Annotated in this window: 15 protein-coding genes; 3 read left to right on the top strand and 12 right to left on the bottom strand. The window is 50.9% G+C overall.

Annotated features, from left to right (window positions below; translation table 11 throughout):
* Window positions 1-345: 345 nt before the first annotated feature.
* The 6 genes from EHT87_RS18850 to EHT87_RS18825 all read right to left on the bottom strand — a co-directional run bounded on the left by EHT87_RS18850 (window position 346) and on the right by EHT87_RS18825 (window position 7,060).
* The gene (locus tag EHT87_RS18850) at window positions 346-1,071 is read right to left on the bottom strand and encodes an RluA family pseudouridine synthase (protein ID WP_124908222.1); all 726 of its coding nucleotides are present in this window, start codon (window positions 1,069-1,071) and stop codon (window positions 346-348) included.
* Between the two features lie 75 nt (window positions 1,072-1,146).
* A complete protein-coding gene (panB, locus tag EHT87_RS18845; protein ID WP_124908221.1) occupies window positions 1,147-1,965 on the bottom strand; it encodes a 3-methyl-2-oxobutanoate hydroxymethyltransferase in 819 nt (272 codons plus the stop codon).
* Window positions 1,966-2,097: 132 nt separating this feature from the next.
* Window positions 2,098-3,453 carry a murein hydrolase activator EnvC family protein gene (locus EHT87_RS18840; protein WP_229321177.1) on the bottom strand — a complete coding sequence of 452 codons (1,356 nt, stop codon included), beginning with the start codon at window positions 3,451-3,453 and terminating at the stop codon, window positions 2,098-2,100.
* Between the two features lie 106 nt (window positions 3,454-3,559).
* Window positions 3,560-4,405 carry a lipoprotein insertase outer membrane protein LolB1 gene (gene lolB1 / locus EHT87_RS18835; protein ID WP_124908219.1) on the bottom strand — a complete coding sequence of 282 codons (846 nt, stop codon included), beginning with the start codon at window positions 4,403-4,405 and terminating at the stop codon, window positions 3,560-3,562.
* Entirely contained in the window at window positions 4,398-6,158 is a 1,761-nt protein-coding gene (locus tag EHT87_RS18830; RefSeq protein WP_124908218.1) for a tetratricopeptide repeat protein, read from the bottom strand. The genes lolB1 and EHT87_RS18830 overlap by 8 nt, the downstream gene beginning before the upstream one ends.
* A 257-nt stretch (window positions 6,159-6,415) precedes the next feature.
* Window positions 6,416-7,060 carry an AlbA family DNA-binding domain-containing protein gene (locus EHT87_RS18825; protein ID WP_124908217.1) on the bottom strand — a complete coding sequence of 215 codons (645 nt, stop codon included), beginning with the start codon at window positions 7,058-7,060 and terminating at the stop codon, window positions 6,416-6,418.
* 202 nt (window positions 7,061-7,262) lie between these two features.
* Between EHT87_RS18825 and EHT87_RS18820 the strand changes: the two genes are divergently transcribed.
* The gene (locus tag EHT87_RS18820) at window positions 7,263-7,706 is read left to right on the top strand and encodes a sterol desaturase family protein (RefSeq protein WP_124908216.1); all 444 of its coding nucleotides are present in this window, start codon (window positions 7,263-7,265) and stop codon (window positions 7,704-7,706) included.
* Window positions 7,707-7,793: 87 nt separating this feature from the next.
* Here EHT87_RS18820 and EHT87_RS18815 read toward each other — a convergent pair whose 3' ends face one another.
* Entirely contained in the window at window positions 7,794-8,015 is a 222-nt protein-coding gene (locus EHT87_RS18815) for a DUF2795 domain-containing protein (protein ID WP_009284883.1), read from the bottom strand.
* Between the two features lie 198 nt (window positions 8,016-8,213).
* Between EHT87_RS18815 and EHT87_RS18810 the strand changes: the two genes are divergently transcribed.
* Window positions 8,214-8,939 (top strand): copper homeostasis protein CutC, encoded by a 726-nt coding sequence (locus tag EHT87_RS18810; RefSeq protein ID WP_124908215.1) that lies wholly within the window; start codon window positions 8,214-8,216, stop codon window positions 8,937-8,939.
* A gap of 90 nt (window positions 8,940-9,029) precedes the next feature.
* Here the strand turns inward: EHT87_RS18810 and EHT87_RS18805 are convergent, their stop codons facing one another.
* From EHT87_RS18805 to purU, 4 genes are all read right to left on the bottom strand, one after another.
* Complete coding sequence (locus EHT87_RS18805; RefSeq protein ID WP_124908214.1) at window positions 9,030-10,694, bottom strand: sodium/sugar symporter; 1,665 nt, start codon at window positions 10,692-10,694, stop codon at window positions 9,030-9,032.
* 131 nt (window positions 10,695-10,825) lie between these two features.
* The gene (locus EHT87_RS18800; RefSeq protein WP_124908213.1) at window positions 10,826-11,908 is read right to left on the bottom strand and encodes a DUF4421 domain-containing protein; all 1,083 of its coding nucleotides are present in this window, start codon (window positions 11,906-11,908) and stop codon (window positions 10,826-10,828) included.
* Window positions 11,905-14,739, bottom strand: coding sequence for an AsmA-like C-terminal region-containing protein (locus EHT87_RS18795; RefSeq protein ID WP_124908212.1), 2,835 nt, complete (start codon window positions 14,737-14,739; stop codon window positions 11,905-11,907). The genes EHT87_RS18800 and EHT87_RS18795 overlap by 4 nt, the downstream gene beginning before the upstream one ends.
* An 86-nt stretch (window positions 14,740-14,825) precedes the next feature.
* Entirely contained in the window at window positions 14,826-15,665 is an 840-nt protein-coding gene (gene purU, locus EHT87_RS18790; RefSeq protein WP_124908211.1) for a formyltetrahydrofolate deformylase, read from the bottom strand.
* A 184-nt stretch (window positions 15,666-15,849) separates the two neighbouring features.
* Between purU and EHT87_RS18785 the strand changes: the two genes are divergently transcribed.
* Window positions 15,850-17,670 carry a glycosyltransferase gene (locus EHT87_RS18785; RefSeq protein WP_374756035.1) on the top strand — a complete coding sequence of 607 codons (1,821 nt, stop codon included), beginning with the start codon at window positions 15,850-15,852 and terminating at the stop codon, window positions 17,668-17,670.
* 109 nt (window positions 17,671-17,779) lie between these two features.
* Here the strand turns inward: EHT87_RS18785 and EHT87_RS18780 are convergent, their stop codons facing one another.
* Window positions 17,780-19,150 (bottom strand): DUF349 domain-containing protein, encoded by a 1,371-nt coding sequence (locus EHT87_RS18780; protein WP_124908210.1) that lies wholly within the window; start codon window positions 19,148-19,150, stop codon window positions 17,780-17,782.
* Window positions 19,151-19,219: the final 69 nt, after the last annotated feature.

Below are 19,219 nucleotides of genomic sequence, written 5' to 3'. Positions count from 1 at the left end.
TAATTACCAGTGCAGTAAGGTTTTGACTACCTTGAATTTACTAAAAGTGGCACCCTTTTACCCAAAAACCGAGATGAAGAAGGTCAAATTGAACATGATTTTGCATTGGGTGGTTTTCTTTCCAATCATCCTGCCCCTTTGTATGATATTTGGAGCGTTTCAAGGAGCCATCCAGATGGCTGAACGGGTGCTAAACCAGTTTTGGTCTGATGTTGCTCCGACCGTAAAATAATCTTTTTTACCGTCTATTCCCGATCCATACGCTGCTTTTCCTGGTCTGGGTAGCTGCCACACGTTGGCTTGTTTTAGGACGATTTTACGTTTACCCCGCGCCAGTTTCAGTAATTAATAAATAAAATCCAGGTTTTTATCCTTGTAATCTTCCGGATCAAGGGTTAAAAACTCCTCCCAAAAGGGACTATTTGGAACCCCGGCTTTACAGATCAGGGGTTCTTTTTTTATGGGGTGAATGAAATAAAGCCGTCTGGCATGTAAATTGATGCTGCTGTCCTGATTTGGCCGTGGAAAGCCGTACTTGATATCACCCCGAATCGGGCAGCCGATACTCGCCAATTGTACCCGAATCTGGTGCGGACGGCCCGTAATCGGATTTACCTCCAACAAATAATGGTCATTGATTTTACCGAGTGTCCGGTAGGTCAACTCCGCCCGTTGTGAACCCGGCACCTCATCTTCAAAAGCTTTTACGGTATTGGTGGCTTCGTCTTTCAACAGGAAATGCACCAGCCGGCCTTTTTCTTCTTTTGGCCTTCTGCCAACAACAGCCCAGTACGTTTTCTGGACCTGCCGTTTCCGGAAAATTTCGTTCATCCGTTCCAGCGCCTTCGACGTTCGGGCGAACACCACCAGACCGCTAACGGGCCGGTCGAGCCGGTGGACGGTTCCCAGAAAGACGTCGCCGGGCTTATCGTACTTTTTCTTGATATAATTTTTGATCATATCAAGCAGGGGCACGTCACGGGTTTTGTCGGCCTGCACCAATACACCCGGTTCCTTGTTGACAACAATCAGGTGATTATCTTCGTATACAACGACGTATTTCTGTTTCATTCGTTTAGGACGGTTTTCAAACCGTCTTTTGTGCCCAGTGGCCGGAAGTCATTCACAATCCGGCCAGTCTGACGGCTAGTAAGCTTCTTCTTTACTCGGAAACTCGCGATCTTTCACATCGTCGACATAATGCTCGATGGCCTGGGTTATCACACCGTGCAGATCGGCATAACGACGCAAAAAACGCGGTTTAAATTCTTTGTTGATTCCCAACAGGTCGTGCAACACCAGAATCTGACCGTCGGCATCCGGGCCGGCCCCAATTCCAATCGTTGGAATGGTCAGACTTTGAGAGACTTGCTGCGTCAATGCCGCCGGAATTTTCTCCAGAACCACGGCAAAGCAACCAATATCTTCCAGCATTTTGGCGTCTTCCAATAGCTTCTGGGCCTCGGTTTCTTCCTTGGCCCGAACGGCATACGTGCCAAATTTGTAAATCGACTGGGGCGTCAGACCCAGGTGGCCCATCACGGGAACACCCGCACTCAAAACCCGGATTATTGACTCCCTGACCTCCAAACCGCCTTCCATCTTTACCGAATGTGCACCCGATTCCTTCATGATCCGGATGGCCGACCGCAGGGCTTCCGACGAATTTCCTTGGTACGACCCGAAGGGCAAATCGACCACAACCAACGCCCGCTTTACGGCCCGGACCACTGAGGTCGCGTGGTAAATCATTTGATCCAGTGTAATCGGCAAGGTGGTTTCGTGGCCCGCCATCACATTCGAGGCCGAATCACCAACCAGAATAATTTCTACACCGGCGGCATCGACCAAACGGGCCAGCGAATAGTCATAGGCAGTCAGTGCTGAAATTTTCTCACCCTTGCTTTTCAGCTCCTGAATAACGTGGGTAGTGATCCGTTTGACGTCGGGGTTGTGAACAGACATTCCGTATGTAAATCGTTTTAAGACTTAGTGAGCAGGATTCAGCAGGCAATCTACTGCTATTCGTATGCAATAAAACCAAGATGGTGATAAAATGATTCTAGCAACCGCAGACGGTTTCCGGTTTCTTCACCATCAACGGTCGATCAGCCAGGACTCGGGGTTCATCCGGTTGGTGCTTTTCCAGACCTGAAACTGGACTTCGGCAACGCCATCCTTGTCCGTCGCTACGATACCAATCACCTCGCGGGCCTTGACGCGCTGCCCGACTTGCACGGATACACTTTTCAATTTGGCATACACGGTATAATAATCACCGTGCTGAACGGCAACGATGTTGTGCATGCCGGTTACGTAGGTTGTATACTGGACAATCCCGTCGTATACCGCCCTGACCACTTCGCCGGGCGTGGTTTGAATATCAATGCCGGGATTATCCTGCATAACGCCTTTCAAAACCGGGTGGGGTTTTACGCCGTAATGATCCGAAATAAAGCCGCGGGTGACGGGCCAGGGCAGCCGGTTTTTCGATGACGCAAATGATGACGCCAGAGCGGCTTCTTCGTCATTCAACAAGGTATTCCGGCGTTCGTCGGGCTTCCGGGCGGTTCGCTCGGTGGCTTCCACAGCCGATTCTGTGGCTTTTGGCTCCGCCGGTTTTGGTTCGGCAGCGTCCGGCTTGTTGGCATCCGGCTCGTTGGCGGCTGCGGCCCTTTCTGCTTTTGCCGCTGCGGCTGCCGCGGCCTTTTCCCGGGCAATGCGTTCGCGTTCTGCTTTCAGGCGGGCCAGCCGGGCAATGCGTTCGCGTTCTTCCCGTTCACGGATTTCCCGGCGAATCATTTCCGTAATTGCCGATTCCAGGCGATTGACCGCCTTACGGCTTTCGGCCAGTTCGGTGCGCAACTCCTGTTCTTTCTCACTGAGCTCCTGCGCAACCCGGTTTTTCTCTTCTTTCAGACCTTCCAGCCGTTTCGATTCGTTAACCTGTACGGCCAGTGTGCCCTGCTGCTGTTTCTTTTTATGTTCGACAGCCTGTTTTTTGGCCAGCATCTCCTGCCGCACTTTCTCCATCTGCCGAACCTGGCCCTGGCGGGCTTCCGAATACTGCTGGAGGTATTTATAGCGTGCAACCAGTTGGTTGAAGTTTTCGGCCGAAAACAGAAAACCGAGTGGATTGACCTGCTGCCGTCGTTTGTCGGCGGCATAAATCATCTCGCCGTATTCTTTTTTGAGCTTTTCGAGATCATTCTGCAACTGCGTACTGGTTCGGCGCAGTTGCAGAATTTCGGTTGTCATCAATTTGACGTCTTCCGTCAACAGGTTGATTTGTTTGGATTGGGCCGAGATTTCCTGATTCAGCGCTTTTAATTGGCCAAGCGTCGCCTGCTTCTGCGAAGAGGTCTTTTTGAGAATCGTCCGAATCTGCGAGACTTTTTCAATATTCTGCTTTTTCTCTTTTTCCAGCTGCTGGCGACTCCGCTGTTGGGCCATTCCCTTCCCACCAGCCAGCCAGCATAGGGAAAAAATCAGGATAAATGCCCTCCAACCTGTAGCTCGAACCACTCTATACTTCATACGCATCTTGCAATACGGGGTGTTACGGTCTCCGCTGGTATTTTGGCGGAACGTTAAACGGAAAGCCCGGATTTTTATCGGTAAGCTCAACTTTATTGTGTCGTATTCGTAAGACGGTCTGGTAAGGCTGTCCATCGTTTTTGGATTTGTAATCGACAGTTACCAGACTGGTATAGGGAAACAGAAAATTGTTCAGTACGGTAAAATCATCATAATCCAGCGTCAGCGAATTCTTGGTGGGTTGCTCAACCACCAGCAGTTTTTTCAGTTTCCGGTTTTGCTCACCAATGTAGTTTTCCACCAGCACCTTGCCTTCACGCTGCCGGAGCAGCAGATAATCCTTCTCATTTTTAACCCGTTGCGCCGGTTCCTTCGGTAAGGGCAGATTGCCGATTAACAGCGACTGGATCAGGCCAAAATTCAGGTTAAAGTTAAACCGCTGGCTTAACGACTGATAATCATACACCGAATATTCGCGGTGAATACGGTCCATAATCACCACCGAGTCTTTTGTAATAATTGCCCGCGCCACCTCAACACCCACGCCCGATACCGACAGCCAGATCAAACTGTCTTTATCGATTCGAAGATTTACGTTGGCATTGTTGATATCCTGGTCTTTACTTTTAAACGAAACCTTTGATTTTGCCGTCAAATACGAAAAATCAACCTGCTCGACCGTGGCATTGGGATCAATGGAAGGTAGAACCGGGGCCGCAGCCGTGCTATCGGTTGGAAGTGTGGGTTTTACAGAAACGGTATCTGCCACCGGCGAAGGCGGGGCGTTGCGGAAGAGCCTCCGGCGACGACACCCTTCTGACGTGAGCAGCATGATGACGCACAGAAATCCGATAAGGTATTTACTCATAAATTTTTCCGGTTGCGATTTTCTTATCCAACCGTTCGGTCGTTTCGCCTTTTAGTTTTGCCCGCTTCCACTGTTCAATGGCCTTGTCGTGTTCGCCGAGCTGATACAACACATCGCCATAATGTTCGATAATGGTGCCACTCACATTCTTGTCGACCTGGATGGCTTTTTCAAGGTAGGTTCGGGCTTTGGCATAGTCTTTCATGACGTACAAAACCCAGGCGTAAGTATCCAGATACGTCGCATTAGTCTGATTTTTTTCGACCAGACGCTCCGACATCTGCAACGCCAGTGGTAATTTTTCCTTCCGTAAGGATAGAAAATAACTGTAATTATTCAGAACGTGATCGTTGTCGGGGTCGTCTTTCAGAACCAGTTCGTAGGCTTCGTCCGATTTCTGATGGTCGCCCATGCCATTGTAGACGTCGCCCAGTTGCGCATTTACGCTCTTCATGAGCTCGGCGTTAGTAGCCGAAAGCCGCTTGGTTTCTTCGTAGGCTTCAACGGCTTCTTTGTAGCGTTTCTTGAAGTAATTGGCCGATCCGTTGAATGCCCAGATTACGCCCTGATTCGGGAATAATTCCAGCGCCTGTTCGGAATGAACCAACATACTATCCATCTGATTCAATTCGCCATCGAGTTGCAGAATGGCTCCCCAGACTTCATACTTGGCTTTGTCCAGCCGGGCGGCTTTGACGTAATAATCGCGGGCTTCGGCTTTTTTGCCCTGCTGAACCAGCAAATCCGCATAGATGGCCTGCGATCGGGCATCTCTGGGATGGGCCGCCGATAGTTCTTTCGCCAGTTTGACGGCGCTTTGTCTGGCTTTCTCGTCTTTACCCATCATATCGATGTAGCTCGACAAGATCCGGGCCTTGATGTCGGCTTCCAGATTCGGATTGGAGAACACCTTATCCAGCTCCTGGCTGCATTTTTCCAGATTGCCCTGCTTACGGTATAAATCGGCCAGCATGACGTGTGCCTGGGGCAGATCCGAGTTTACTTTTAGCGCCCGCTGGAGCCAGTCAACCGCCTGATCGTTGCGGTCGTTGGCAATCAGCAACTCCGCGCCTTCCAGTAAGTAATCGGTTTCGCCCGGTTCGGAAGCCACCAGTTTTTCGGCTTCCAGAATGGCTTTTTCAACTTTATTCTGCTTTAAATAAATCCGCTGTTTCTGCCGAACAATTTCCTCGTTCATGCCCATGGCCTTCTCCACTTTGTCGTACATATCGAGGGCCTTGTCCGGTTTTTCGTCGAAAAGATAAATAGCCGCCAGTTCAACACCGTATTCGATGTTGTCGGGACTTTTCTTAATCAGCTCTTCGTAGAGATTTTCGGCGTCGGAATAGCGCTTCTGCTTCACCAGCAGTTCGGCCAGCTGCAGCACATAATATTTATTGTTGCTCTTATCCAGTTGAACGGCTTTCTGGGCAAAAGGCAGGGCCTCTTCGGGCTTGTTCAATTTCACCAGCGCCGTTGCGGCTGCATAATTAGCCGCCGGATTTTCGGGATAGAGCTGGATAACTTTCTGAAATTGCGCGACGGCTTTCGAAGGTTCGTCCATCATCATGAACTTCATTCCTTCCGTAAATAAGGATTCTTCCACGCCCCGAACGCCTTCTTTCGGTTTCTGCTCCTTCTCTTTATCCTTGGCTTTACGTTGTGCCAGAGCGGGTGTGATTACCCACACCATCAGGCAACCGATACCGGCAACCAGCCATTTCCGCCAATTGGGTTTTACCAGATAGTGCATCTGTATGATCTACTTAGATGAATCGAACGACTCTGAATGCCCACCGGGCTCTCTGTTCAAACGTGTTTGGTGCATCCTCTATTGCAACCCGAGGCTACCAATGATCACAATAGGCAAAGGTAGTGGAAAACCGTCAGAACCTTTGACTAAGAAGTGATTCAATACTGAGAAATGTAAAACGATGAATGACAAACGGAAAAGCGGATCGCCCTCACGGTTCCATTTATCCCTTACGCTGCTTCATTCTTACCCCTCTTTCATTCCACCCGCGTCGTAAACCGGTCCACCGTTTCGTTGGGATGGATTTCCAGCACATTTGCCAACACCAGCAACACCAGCGTTCGCGAGGCCATTTTACGCGGGATATTCGCAATGTTGGCAAAAAGGTCGACGGTAATGCTCTGGTTTCGATCCAGATGCTGCATGAGCGTTTGCTCTTTGTCACCATACGTAAAGCGAACGGCCCGCTCGGCGGTTTCGCCTTTCATAATCTCGCGGACTTCCTTGCTGGCTTGTACAGCCTTGTCGTCGACCCGGACATAAGCCCGCCGGAAGTCGTTGGTGGGATCGTCTACGTAGTGCGGCTTGTGCTCGCTCTCCGGAACGGTAATCACCAGAACATCCCGTTCGTTGGCCAGCGGCACGCGTTCGAGGTGGTAGTCAATCGCTGGCGTACAATACCGCTCAATGGCGCGAACCAGCAGGTATTCGTCTTCGTCAACGTGTTTGAGGCCTTGAATGCTTTTGTCGTCGCCAATGCCAATCAGTAGTTTTCCGCCTTCCGTGTTGGCAAACGCGACAATTTCGCGAATAATCCGTTCGGGGTGATTGGACTTTAATTTGAATTCGAGATGCGTTCCCTCACCTTGTCTAACCAGTTCCTTGAGCGCCCTGTAGTCCATCCGTCAGTCGGCTGTGTAGGTATCAGGAAGGTTGTCAGCCCCTCCTTTGCTATTAAATATAACCGTTTTAACCAATACGAACCAAAGGTTCGAACAACTATTTTACCGGAAAATGCACTAAATTCGTTAGCGGTTCTCCGTAAGAACCATTTAATCCAGTTAGTGGTTTCCTTTTGTTAGTATCTGATCTGGTAACGAAAAAATGGTGGTAAACGTTGTAATTGCTCTGATTACGTTTGTGGGAATGGAAGGCGTGGCCTGGTGGACGCACAAATACATTATGCACGGTTTTATGTGGCGCTGGCACCATTCGCACCACAATCACCATTCCGGTTTTCTGGAACGGAATGATCTGTTCAGTGTCGTATTCAGTCTGGTGGCCGTCGGAACGGTTATGGTTGGATTGGAAGTCGAATCGCTCTGGTTCCTGGCACCAATCGGAATCGGCGTGACGCTATACGGTATTTTTTATTTTATTTTCCACGACGTTATTGTTCACCGGCGGATCAAAATCCGGTTCAATACCCGCAACGCGTACCTGAAGCGAATCATCCGGGCGCACTACGTACACCACAGGGTTCACAAACGCCAGGGATCCGAAGCATTTGGTTTTTTATATGCGCCGAAAAAATACCGGAACACCTGATTTTCCAAACCGCCCCAAATAGTAAAACCCATAAAGCACAACCGACAGGGCTGCATCTTCATGGGTCGATAACGGGGTAACAACCGGCTAATACTCGTCTTCGTTGAAGAAGAAATCGTCCTTGGTTGGGTAATCAGGCCATATTTCCTCGATACTCTCGTAGGGCTGACCGTCGTCCTCCAACTCCTGCAGGTTTTCGACTACTTCTAATGGAGCGCCAGAGCGGATTGAGTAATCAATCAACTCATCTTTGGTAGCCGGCCAGGGGGCATCTTCCAGATAGGATGCCAATTCGAGTGTCCAATACATAAGCGTTGCTGCTAAAAATATGACGACTGATTGTCGTAAAATTGTGCAAAAGTAAAAAAATATGAATATCCTATACATGTCCCTGAAAATTCTTTCAGAAACGTTTAGAATGCTGTTTAGGCCATTTAACCGAATCACGGCTGAAAATGTTTGTATTCTTTCTTCAATCTTTCTCTTTTTCTAACCGTCTATCAATCAATGAAGATCGAAATATGTGCCTTTTCACTGGAGTCATGCCTGATTGCCCAGGCCAGCGGAGCTGCCCGGATCGAACTGTGCGGTGGGGCAGGAGAGGGCGGCACCACCCCCAGCTACGGCCTCATTGAACTGGCGCGCCAGCAAATCAGCATCGAACTCTACGTCATGATCCGTCCCCGTGGTGGTGATTTTTTATACAACGCTACGGAACTGGCCGTTATGCGCCGGGATATCGAAACCGCCAAACAAGCCGGTGCCGACGGCGTGGTGTTCGGCCTTTTAAACGCTGACGGTACGGTCGATGAAGAACAAACCACCGAACTGGTTCAGCTGGCCAGTCCGCTGCCGGTTACGTTTCACCGGGCTTTCGATTTGACGCGCGACCCGCTGGAAGCTCTCGAAGCGGTTATTCGAACGGGAGCCCAGCGAATTCTGACCTCGGGGCAGCAAGCCAGCGCCGAAGCCGGTATTCCGCTGCTCAGGCAATTGGCCGAACAGGCGGGCAACCGGATCGAGATTATGGCCGGAGCGGGCGTGACGGCCACCAATGCTGCCCGGCTGGCCGCATCGGGTGTTCACGCGCTCCACCTGACGGGCAAGAAGGTAATGAACAGCGGCATGAAATACCGTCATCCGGGTGTGCCGATGGCGTCCGTAGCCCTGGGAGAGTATGAATGGCTAAGCACAGACAGCGAACTAATCAAAAAAGTTATTTCGCAGAGTTAAGCGGAGAAAAAAGGAGTTAAACAGAGGTTTTCTTAAACCCCGCTTAACTCCCTTTTTCTCCGCCCAACTCTGCGAAATAAACCCCTCTTTTTACCAGAAATAACTGTATAAAAGCACGATAATGACCAGAACGACCGCGGCCCCGATGGCGAAGCTGGAGGACGTTTTGAACATGCTGCTGTCAATTTCAAGCCCTTTGTCGCTGGGCTTCTGCAACCCAAGAACGATCATTACCGCCACGCAGATCAGGAAGACAAAGCCCATCGTGTCGAGAAACGGAATGGTGTAGATTCCGTCCGGATTCGGAACGGCAAAACCGGTTGGAGCCAGAAACTGGAGATCGACCAGGCCGGGCAGCATGTATTTGAAGAACAGCGACAACAGAAATCCACCTACGATGGCAAATAAAGCCCCGGCCGAATTGGTTTTCTTCCAGAAGAAACCCATGATAAAGGCCGCAAAAACACCCGGCGACACCAAGCCCGTCATTTCCTGAATAAACTGAAAACCGCCTTTTTTGTCGATTCCCATAAACGGCGAAATGAAAATGGCCATCAGCATCGAGACCCAAATGGCGATCCGGCCCACACGAACCAGTTTTTGTTCGCTGGCATCGGGTGAGATGTATTTCTTGAAAATATCGAGGGTAAAAATGGTAGAAATCGAGTTGGCTTTTCCCGCCAGAGAAGCCACAACGGCCGCCGTCAGAGCCGCAAACGAAAGTCCTTTCAAACCGGAGGGCAGCAAGTTCAGCAACACCGGATAGGCATGATCCTTGTTCACCTCGCCCGAAACGTCCAGCATTTCCTGCTGAAACAACCCCTGCTGATAAAGCGTGTAGGCGGCAATACCGGGCAAAACGACAATAATGGGCATCAGCAGCTTCAGAAAAGCCGCAAAGAGGATGCCTTCCCGGGCGGTTTTCAAATCAGCCCCCAATGCCCGCTGCGTAATGTATTGATTACAACCCCAGTAGTTCAGGTTTACAATCCACATCCCGCCGATGAGCACCGTAAGACCGGGCAACGACGCATAATGCGGATGGCCTTTCGGGAAAATCATGTGAAAATGGTCTTCCGATTTAGCCAGCATGTGATTGAAACCATTCAGAATACCGGTTGTGCCGTTCTCCGATGACACCAGATTGACCGCCAGATAGGTGGTGGCGAGCCCGCCCAGGATGAGAAAAAATACCTGAATAACGTCCGTATAGCCGATTACTTTCATACCGCCCAGCGTGATGATGACCGCAAAAACCGCCAGCCCGAACATGCAGAATGTAAAATTGAGACCCGATATGGTTGAAACGGCCAGTGCTCCCAGAAACAGAATCGACGTCAGATTGACCAAAATGTAGAGAAACAGCCAGAAAATGGCCATGATCATGGCAACGGTATTGTTGTATCGCTTCGTCAGGAACTGCGGCATCGTGAAAATCCGGTTCTTGAGGTAAATCGGCATGAAGAAAACGGCGACCACAATCAGCGTAGCGGCCGCCATCCATTCGTAGGTGGCAATGGCCAGCCCCATGGCAAAACCGTCGCCGGAAGCCCCGATGAACTGTTCAGCCGAAATGTTAGACGCGATCAGCGACGACCCGATGGCCCACCAGGTTAATGAACCTTCGGCCAGAAAAAAATCAGTGGAGGAAGTTTCTTTGGTCTTTTTTCGTTGGTAAATCCAGTAGCCATACGAGGCTACGATGATGAAATAAATAAAGAAAACAGCGTAATCGAGATTCTGTAGTTTTTGCATGACGGCACCTATAAACGGGGAAGAAATGAGCGTAGGACTATTTCGACTCGAAAGATAATAATTTAGAGAACATATTTTGCTCAAAATGGGGCTTCCTGGTGGATAATTGTTTGCAAGCGGCCCCCGTCAGATTATAATATTTTGATCGTCTCCGGGACCATTTTCCGCATCCGGGAATTCGCCTTGAAACGCCGGGCCACCGTAAAACGATAATTACCGGTATGAATGGTGTAGCGATAAACGGGGCTCCGAACAGCTACCGAGCCATTCACCCAGCCGAGTGTTACGCACCACTGATTGCTGTTGTAGCCGGCTACGGCCCGAAAAAGGAAATCGGGGCGCACATTGCCGGCGGTCAGTTTACCGGCCTCAAAGGTTTCTTTGCTGAACGTCGCATTGAGGTTGGCCGTCAATGATCCGGTGGCAAACCAGCGTTCCCGAAACACGTACGTATAGGCATAGCCCGCGCAGGGCCCTACTTTTATAAACCGCATCCGGCGCACCTCGTCGTCCGGAAAAGCGGCCTGAAAAACGCCCGGAACCAGCGCGCTGTCGCCCTGCATCACCCCGTAATACAGCTGAAAACCCATCAGCCACGAACCCGCCGACTGTTTTTGCCGCTCGTTCTGCACCAAAGCTGCCCGAAACGAAAACCGCCGGAAATTAAGCACCCGCCAAAGCGAGCCCCCCACCATTCGCACGCCCAGATCCGGGCGTTGGTAGTACCGATCCGGATCGGACGACGCCTTGCCGCGTGGTGCCAGAAAATAGCCGCTGTAAAACTGCCCAAAGCCGTCGACCACCCACTTCCGCATGTAAACGTGTGTTTGCAGGTCAATGTCCCGGGTTTTGCCTTTTCCGTTATTCTGGTTCAGAAACGAAAGGCCGTAGGAGAGGTTCAACGTCAGCGCACCGAACGTGGCACCGATGCCTAAATCCAGCGCCGAATTGGGCCGGAAACGCAGCGAAGGCGATTGTTTTAGTGGGGTTGACAGAACAAATGAGGTGTATTTTTGGGAGAGGAACGTCCGGGCCGTCAGCTTTCCCCGAAAGATCTGCACATACGCCGTATCGACATCACGACCGATGCGGTTTTGCGCCTGCCCTGCCAACGTAAGGAAGAGCAGCCATCCGGTAAAAAACCGGCCGAAGAAAAAAAAAGCCGGTTTTTGGCTCCCGGCAGGCGCGGGGGCAGCCCGTAACGCTTGCATCATCGCACAAAAGTGGTATCAATTTTATGTCGGCTCAATTCATTTTGCCATTCGTAGCGAAGTACCTGTTTCTGAGCCTCAAAGTCTTTCCGGCCAAACATCTTCATGCGGTATTTTCCGAGGTCGCGCTGCAACAGCAGATGGTTTCGTGATCCCCTGGAGGTTCGGGTCGAGTCGGCTTCCTGAATGTGCCGGATCCGTCGTTTGTTATTGCCAAACAGCAAATCCGTCAGGCTGATTTCTACCAGAAAAGCCGCTTTTTTGTTCAGTGTATAATCGCCGTTCAGGTGCAGATACGACAGGTTACTGGTCAGGTTCAGGTCCGGCATCAAAATGCGGTCATGGTGCAGTAAAAACCGGGCGTCGACGTCTTCGAAATAGATGTGGCTCGTCTTTGATTTGGGCAAAAACCGGAGTGCCTGCTGAATGGGTTGCACGTCGATCAGTTCCATTTGCCGGATCGACGCCTTCGTATAGGCCGTGGTCTTGTTTAGATCGGGCAGATATTTTTCGTCCAGTTCCGTACGAAACGTCATCGAACAATCGACATTACCGCGGATATTTTCACTTTTCAGCACATCGAGCTGCATTTCTTCAGCCGCCCGAAACAGCTGGTACAGATCCATTTTCTGGAGCGTAAGGTTCAGTTGAGCGGGAATCCCCTTTGGCTCATCCAGCTTCATCACACCCCGGGCCCCCATGCGGCCGCCAAACGCATTCATCGTGAGTCGTTCCAGGCGGGCGGTTTCGTCGCGAATGACGGTTTTCAGACCAAAGTCATCCCCCCGGAGTGCATTGTAATCCAGTTTTTTGGCCTTCACTTCCACATCAAAGCGGTAATCGCTCAGCACGGCTTTCCGTTTTCGGGTAGCGGGTCGTTTATAGGATGCCTGTATGCTGTTCAGACCGGACAGCAGGCTCAGCAGGCGTTGCAGATCCAGCCGTTCATACGACAGACTCAAAGCCGCAAACGGTTCCTGAATGCCGTCCTGGTTCAGCTGAAAATGGCCCAGACCGGCAATCGATCCGCCCAGCGTTGTCCGGCAAAGCAGCTGGGGAATCTGCACCTGTTCGCCGGTTTTATGAATCACGACCGACATATCTTTTAAGTCCTCCTGCGACGGCAAGCGGATGCGGTCGATCCGGACGACAGCCGAATATTCGGTTCCGAAAAAGAGGCCCGCCAGCAAACTATCCGTCGCACTCGGTATTTTGTCGGGAACGGGTTTTCGGGGTGTTGGCGGCACGGGTTTTGAGAAATCCAGTTCCTGCCATTGGGCCGCGAGCTTGGTCCGAACCGGAAATTCGGCCCGATTACCGCCCAGTACATACCGCAGCAAATTAGTTACTTCACCGTTGATTTTAAAGGACTTACCATCCATTTTGCCCACAACTTCCCGAATCCGAAGCATGTTATTTTCCGGAATAAAATGAATATCGGCATTGAGCGCCGTATACCGCCCCGAGGGTTTTGGAAGCAGCAGAACCCCGTCGTGAATCTGGATTCGCCCTTGCCAGAACGGTTCGTTGGGCGACGGTCGCGCCACACCCGCGTAGAGCAGCGGGCTCCGAACGGCCAGGTTAATGGCCGCCGTGCCGCGATACAGCGAGTCGCCGGGCCAGTTCATCAGCTGCGCCAGTTGCAGCAACGACATGTTCCCCTGAATCGTCGCATCGACTACCGGCGAAATGAGATTGGTCAAATTTCCCCGCAACACCAGCGTATCCTTGCCGTTCTGAACCAGAAATTGCTGGAGAGTCAGTCGGCTGGTCTCGCGGGAATGTCCGGCTCCGTTGTTCCAGTTGCCCCGCACCTGCACCGTCTGAAGCACCACCGGTGTTTTGGGCCAGTGGTAGTTTTGGGCCTGAAGTTGAAAGTTGATCTCGTTATGGGGCCGAATCGTCGCATTGCTCTGCCCACGCATCCGGAACAGGAAGGCTACGTTTCCTTTCAGGGCCGTATCACCGGCATACCGTTTGAGCGAATCCGGCAACAAAGCCGCCAGAAATCGGTACGCAGGCTGGGTGCCCCTGAGACCGATGTTCAGCTCAGTACCTTCCTTATCGGGAAGTCGGCGGTGGCTACCCATCAGACGAACCGGTGAATCGTTGACCACCAACTGACTTCGGGTAAACGTCCCGGTTTTGGTGATCTGATTGTAGGCGTAGTGAATAGCGGCCGTAAAGGGCTGGTTCCGAAACAGGGTCAACGTCCGGTTTTTAATGTAACCGATGGAGCCGTCGATCGTTCCTTCGAGTTGCAGCGTCGAATGGATGAGATTACCGCGCAGGTCGGCCTGCCGAATAAGCATCGAAAAGGCATTCCTTTTGTATCCGTTGACGAGCGTCACCGTTGCGTCTTCGATCCGGATTTCCGGAATGGCAACCGAATGGGTATGACTTGAGTCGGAGCGGTTTTCGCTTTTCCAGGTAAAGCCGGTTTTCTGACCCGTCGAGTCGACCCATTGATTGTAGCGAATCCCTTTCAGAACCACCTGACGTACCGTACGGTTTTCCCGGAAAAAATCGGTTAACCGAATCACCAGATGCGCCTGATCGATGCCGACGATTTCCAGCGGTTTCTCCCCCTGATTATCATGAATCGACAGATGGTGCAGTTGGATAGACAGGTTAGGAAAGTGGTTGAATAGCGAAAAATCGACGTCAAAATCGGCCAGCCGTTGCTCCGAATGCGTGGCAAATTCATTCCGAATGGCCAGAATGACTTTCTCCTTATAGACGGTTGTCAACAAGAGTGGAATTAGTAAGCCCACCACCAGTAGAACACCCGCTACCGCTGCCCCAATTTTTAGCCCGTGAGAAAACCTCGCCATTCTTTTAGAAACCGATCGTTGAGCTACTTAAACCGGCAATAGATCCGGTTTTAACTAAACACCGATTGGCGGCACACTGTTCGACCTTACAAAATGATGGTTCGGTTCTGGTGAATAAAAACGCGGTCGTTGAAAACCAGTTTCAGGGCTTGAGACAGCACGATTTTTTCCACGTCCTTCCCTTCCGTAGCCATGTCAGCCGCCGTGTGCCGGTGATCGACTTCCTTAATATTCTGGGCGATAATCGGCCCTTCGTCCAGGTCGTTGTTGACAAAATGGGCCGTTGCTCCGATGATTTTCACCCCGCGTTCATACGCCTGCCGGTAGGGATTGGCCCCCACAAAAGCCGGCAGAAACGAGTGGTGAATATTCACGATCCGGTTCGGAAATTTTTTCACAAACGCCGGGGTCAACACCCGCATGTATTTAGCCAGCACGATGTATTCCGGTTCATAAATCGATAAAATCCGGGTGATATCGTCTTCGTGTTCCTCCCGGGTTTTGTGTTCGTGGGTAACATAATGGAAGGGAATACCGAACTTGCTCACCAGCGGTTGCAGCGTATTGTAGTTGCTGATGACGGCCAGAATATCGGCATCGAGTTCATCGAAAGCGTACCGAATCAGCAATTCTGCTAAACAATGATGCTCTTTCGTAACAAAAACAATACTTTTTTTCTTTTTTTTAGGATTAATACGCAGATTGATGCCCGGTGGTAACGTCTGTTGCAAATTGTCAGACAGAACGGTTAAATCATAACTACCTTCGAACTCCGTACGCATGAAAAACTGCCGGTCGGGGCTAACGTATTCATCGTTGCGAATGATATTCAGATTGTAATGCGCCAGCACACCCGTGACGCGGTGAATGAGTCCGGTGCTATCCGGGCCGTCCATTAAGAGAATGTGACGTGTTTCGGTGGACATGAACGAATTGATAATTTGAAAGTTAGTGTAAAAGTAGTAAAATCACCTCGCGAATCGCCTTTCCTTAACTGAATAGGTCACTAAGAATTCTGTTGTGAAAATAAAAAACAAACTATCCAGCCGATAAAATACCGGTTGATCAGATCCGTGAAAAAAGGTAGGCTAGCCACCCCTAACAAATTGTATGGCATTGGAATCGTTGCTCTCTGCATCTAAGCGAAAATTATTGATTGAAGTTGCCTGGGAAGTTTGTAACCAGGTAGGTGGCATTTACACCGTCATCCGGTCGAAAGTACCGTCGATGGTCGAAAAATGGGATACGGATTACATCCTGCTCGGCCCCTATTTTCCACAACGGGCCGCGGTCGAATTCGAGCCCATCACCCACGACGACGGCACCGAAATCGGTCGCGTTGTGCTGAGCATGCGCTCACGAGGGCTGGAAGTTCAGTATGGCCACTGGCTCATTACCGGCAAACCGCGCGTCGTTCTCTTCGGCATTGCCAGCCTCGGAACGGCCATCGACCAGGTGAAATTCCAGCTGTGGGAACGCCACCAGATCTCGACGCTGGGCGTTGAGGAATTGGTCAACCAGGTGGTCGGTTTTGGTGAGCTGGTGCGTATTTTCCTGACCGAACTGGCCGCCGAAAGCGCCCGCCACGTCGATATTGCGGTCCATTTTCACGAATGGATGGCCAGCAGCGGGTTGCCGGATTTACGGAAAGACAACGTCAAAGTGGCTACGGTTTTCACCACCCACGCCACCATGCTGGGCCGCTATCTGGCGCAGAATGAAGTCGGTTTTTACGGAAAACTGCCTTTTTTCGACTGGCAGCGCGAGGCTAAACACTATAATATTGAGGCTCAGGCCACGATTGAACGGTTGTCGGCGCAACTCTGCCACGTTTTCACGACTGTCAGCGATGTAACCGCCCGCGAATGTGAGGTTTTTCTGGGCCGCGTTCCCGACTTGATTTTGCCCAACGGCCTGAATATCGTACGCTTTACGGCGGTCCACGAATTTCAAAACCTGCACGTCAAGTTCAAGGAACGGATTCACGAGTTTGTGATGGGCCACTTCTTCCAGAGTTATTCATTCGATCTGGAAAAAACGCTCTACTTTTTCACATCGGGACGGTTTGAGTTCAGCAACAAAGGGTATGACCTGACGCTCGAAGCCTTGGCCCGCCTGAACTGGAAGATGCGCGAGGCCAATATGGACATGACCGTGATTATGTTCATGATTACCAAACAGCCGTTCCGCTCCATCAATCCCGACGTGTTGCACAGCCGCGCCCTGCTGGATGAGATTCAGGAAACCTGCAAAGCCATTGAAAACCAGCTGGGTGACAAGCTGTTTTTAAACGCAGCGGCCGGCGAAGACATCAATCTGCCGGATTTGAACCAGTTTGTCGATGAATACTGGCGGCTCCGACTCCGGCGAACCATTCAGAGCTTCAAGACCAAGCAATTACCGCCTTTTGTTACGCATGATCTGGTGGAAGAGGACGATATGGTGCGGTTTGTGCGGCAGGTTCAGCTGGTCAATAATGCCCACGACCGGGTGAAAGTCGTCTACCATCCGGATTTCATTTCCTCCACCAATCCGCTGTTCGGGCTGGATTACGGCCAGTTTGTGCGGGGTTGTCACCTCGGGGTTTTCCCGAGTTACTACGAACCGTGGGGTTATACGCCCCTGGAATGCGTGGTGCGGGGCATTCCCACCGTTACCAGCGATCTGTCCGGCTTCGGCGATTTCATCATGCAGATTATGCGAGATTACGAAAACCGGGGCATATACGTCGTCAACCGGAAAACGCAGACGTTCAACGAAGCGGCCGATCAACTCGCCAACATCATGTTCCGGTTTGTGCGGCTTTCGCAACGGGATCGGATTACCCAGCGCAACCGCGTCGAAAACATCGCGGAAGTCTTCGACTGGACCAACTTGCGGTCGTATTACGATACCGCCCACGATCTGGCGTTGAAGCGTAGAAAACCGTGATCGACAAAAGAGAAAAGAGACTAAACGATTACCAAAAAAGAAGAGACGAAAGAAAACCGCTTTGGAATTCTTTCGTCTCTTCTCTTTATTCTTTCCTCTATCTTCTATTTCAATACTGATTCAACTCTTTATTGAACTCACTCAGTATTTGTTCTTTCATAGCAATTTTTCGCTTTTGCGTGTTCATTTTGCTCATCATCATCTTGTCCACATCCTCGTTGCCGGGGCGGCCCATGGTGTCCATGCTGCTCATTGACATGGCCAGATCGCTTTTTTCGCGACGAACGAGGTATTCCAGCTCCCGAACTTTGGTCCGTAGCTGCTCCGAGCGGCTTTTGAGTTCGAAGGCCGGGTATTTGCGGCTGATGACGCGTTCCAGGTAATTCAACTCGAAAATCTTATCGCACGACGACCGGAACCGTTCGGAAACCGCCTTATCGACCAGTTTGAACGGAATCTTGATTTCCTTCCACTGGTTCAGCAGTTCCTTGGCGCGATCGGCTGCTGCCGGAATATTCGATTGTTTCGCCAGTTTTTCGGCTTCGTCTGCCATTTTCATCTGCTGCTCCACCCGCGGATCAATCCGAACTTTCGGCTGAATGCCGCGTGCCAGGTTGTAGCGGTCGAATATGGTTTTGGTCGCCCGGCGGTATTTTTTGAGGATTTTTCCCGACTTCTTGATCGGAACTTCACCCACTTCTTTCCAGTCGTTATTCAGATTCCGAACGAGGTGATAAGCTTCCGTCAGCACTTTCATGTAGCGCTCTTCGGCGATATTCGCCCGTTCGAGCGCTTCACCTTCCAGACCATCCCGTTTGAAAGGCCGGCTGCGGTCGGCTTCGTAAATGCTCCGCACCGCCCGTTCGGCCTGCCAGATCAGGTTATCATAGCGGTCCATGCGCTCCTGAATCACCTTGTTCTGTTCATTGAAGAATTCGCGCCGACGCTGGAAAAACGCATCCAGGGTTTCGCTGAAACGCGTTTCGATGGTTTCGTCCAGTTCCTTGTCGACCGGACCGGTTTTAATCCACTTTAGTTTGATTTCCTGCAGCTTGTCGGCCGTTTCACGCCATTCCGTACTGTCGGCCACCTGCTCGGCTTCAGCCAGCAGAGCGTGCTTGATTTCGAGATTTTTAAGCTGGTTGGTCCGAATCAGTTCCACCAGAATCTCTTCCTGTTCGTCGAGCCGGTTCAGCAACGGAATGAAGTTGCCGATCGCATCGAAGCTCAGTAGTTTTTTCCGCAGCTGAACGAGTTTAGTCAGATACGACCCTTTATTTTGGGCCTCCTGAACCTCCTGCTCTAACTGGTTTACCTTGTTTTCGGCAATTGTAAACCGATTCTTGAAATAATCGAGCGCTTCCTGTTCTGTGCGTTTCACTTCACCGATTTGTCGGTCCGGATAGCTGAGGTAGCTCGATAAGAATACCTTTCCGTCTTTGACGTAACCGTATTCGTCTACCAATTGAGCTTGTTCCATTATTTTACTCTTTAAGGCTAAGCTATGGGTTAAAATGTTGATATTTGCCACATACAAAAGTAACCAAAC

The sequence above is a fragment of the Larkinella knui genome, from assembly GCF_003858645.1.
Taxonomy (GTDB): Bacteria; Bacteroidota; Bacteroidia; order Cytophagales; family Spirosomataceae; genus Larkinella; species Larkinella knui.
The sequence above is the reverse complement of the archived record's forward strand: the minus strand, read 5'-3'. Positions and strand labels throughout refer to the sequence as shown.

Bases quoted from the DNA above. Each gene is read 5' to 3' on its own strand.
- EHT87_RS18850 (WP_124908222.1), bottom strand. From the start codon at position 1,071: ATGAAACAGAAATACGTCGTTGTATACGAAGATAATCACCTGATTGTT.
- panB (WP_124908221.1), bottom strand. From the start codon at position 1,965: ATGTCTGTTCACAACCCCGACGTCAAACGGATCACTACCCACGTTATT.
- EHT87_RS18840 (WP_229321177.1), bottom strand. From the start codon at position 3,453: ATGGCCCAACAGCGGAGTCGCCAGCAGCTGGAAAAAGAGAAAAAGCAG.
- lolB1 (WP_124908219.1), bottom strand. From the start codon at position 4,405: ATGAGTAAATACCTTATCGGATTTCTGTGCGTCATCATGCTGCTCACG.
- EHT87_RS18830 (WP_124908218.1), bottom strand. From the start codon at position 6,158: ATGCACTATCTGGTAAAACCCAATTGGCGGAAATGGCTGGTTGCCGGT.
- EHT87_RS18825 (WP_124908217.1), bottom strand. From the start codon at position 7,060: ATGGACTACAGGGCGCTCAAGGAACTGGTTAGACAAGGTGAGGGAACG.
- EHT87_RS18820 (WP_124908216.1), top strand. From the start codon at position 7,263: ATGGTGGTAAACGTTGTAATTGCTCTGATTACGTTTGTGGGAATGGAA.
- EHT87_RS18815 (WP_009284883.1), bottom strand. From the start codon at position 8,015: ATGTATTGGACACTCGAATTGGCATCCTATCTGGAAGATGCCCCCTGG.
- EHT87_RS18810 (WP_124908215.1), top strand. From the start codon at position 8,214: ATGAAGATCGAAATATGTGCCTTTTCACTGGAGTCATGCCTGATTGCC.
- EHT87_RS18805 (WP_124908214.1), bottom strand. From the start codon at position 10,694: ATGCAAAAACTACAGAATCTCGATTACGCTGTTTTCTTTATTTATTTC.
- EHT87_RS18800 (WP_124908213.1), bottom strand. From the start codon at position 11,908: ATGATGCAAGCGTTACGGGCTGCCCCCGCGCCTGCCGGGAGCCAAAAA.
- EHT87_RS18795 (WP_124908212.1), bottom strand. From the start codon at position 14,739: ATGGCGAGGTTTTCTCACGGGCTAAAAATTGGGGCAGCGGTAGCGGGT.
- purU (WP_124908211.1), bottom strand. From the start codon at position 15,665: ATGTCCACCGAAACACGTCACATTCTCTTAATGGACGGCCCGGATAGC.
- EHT87_RS18785 (WP_374756035.1), top strand. From the start codon at position 15,850: ATGGCATTGGAATCGTTGCTCTCTGCATCTAAGCGAAAATTATTGATT.
- EHT87_RS18780 (WP_124908210.1), bottom strand. From the start codon at position 19,150: ATGGAACAAGCTCAATTGGTAGACGAATACGGTTACGTCAAAGACGGA.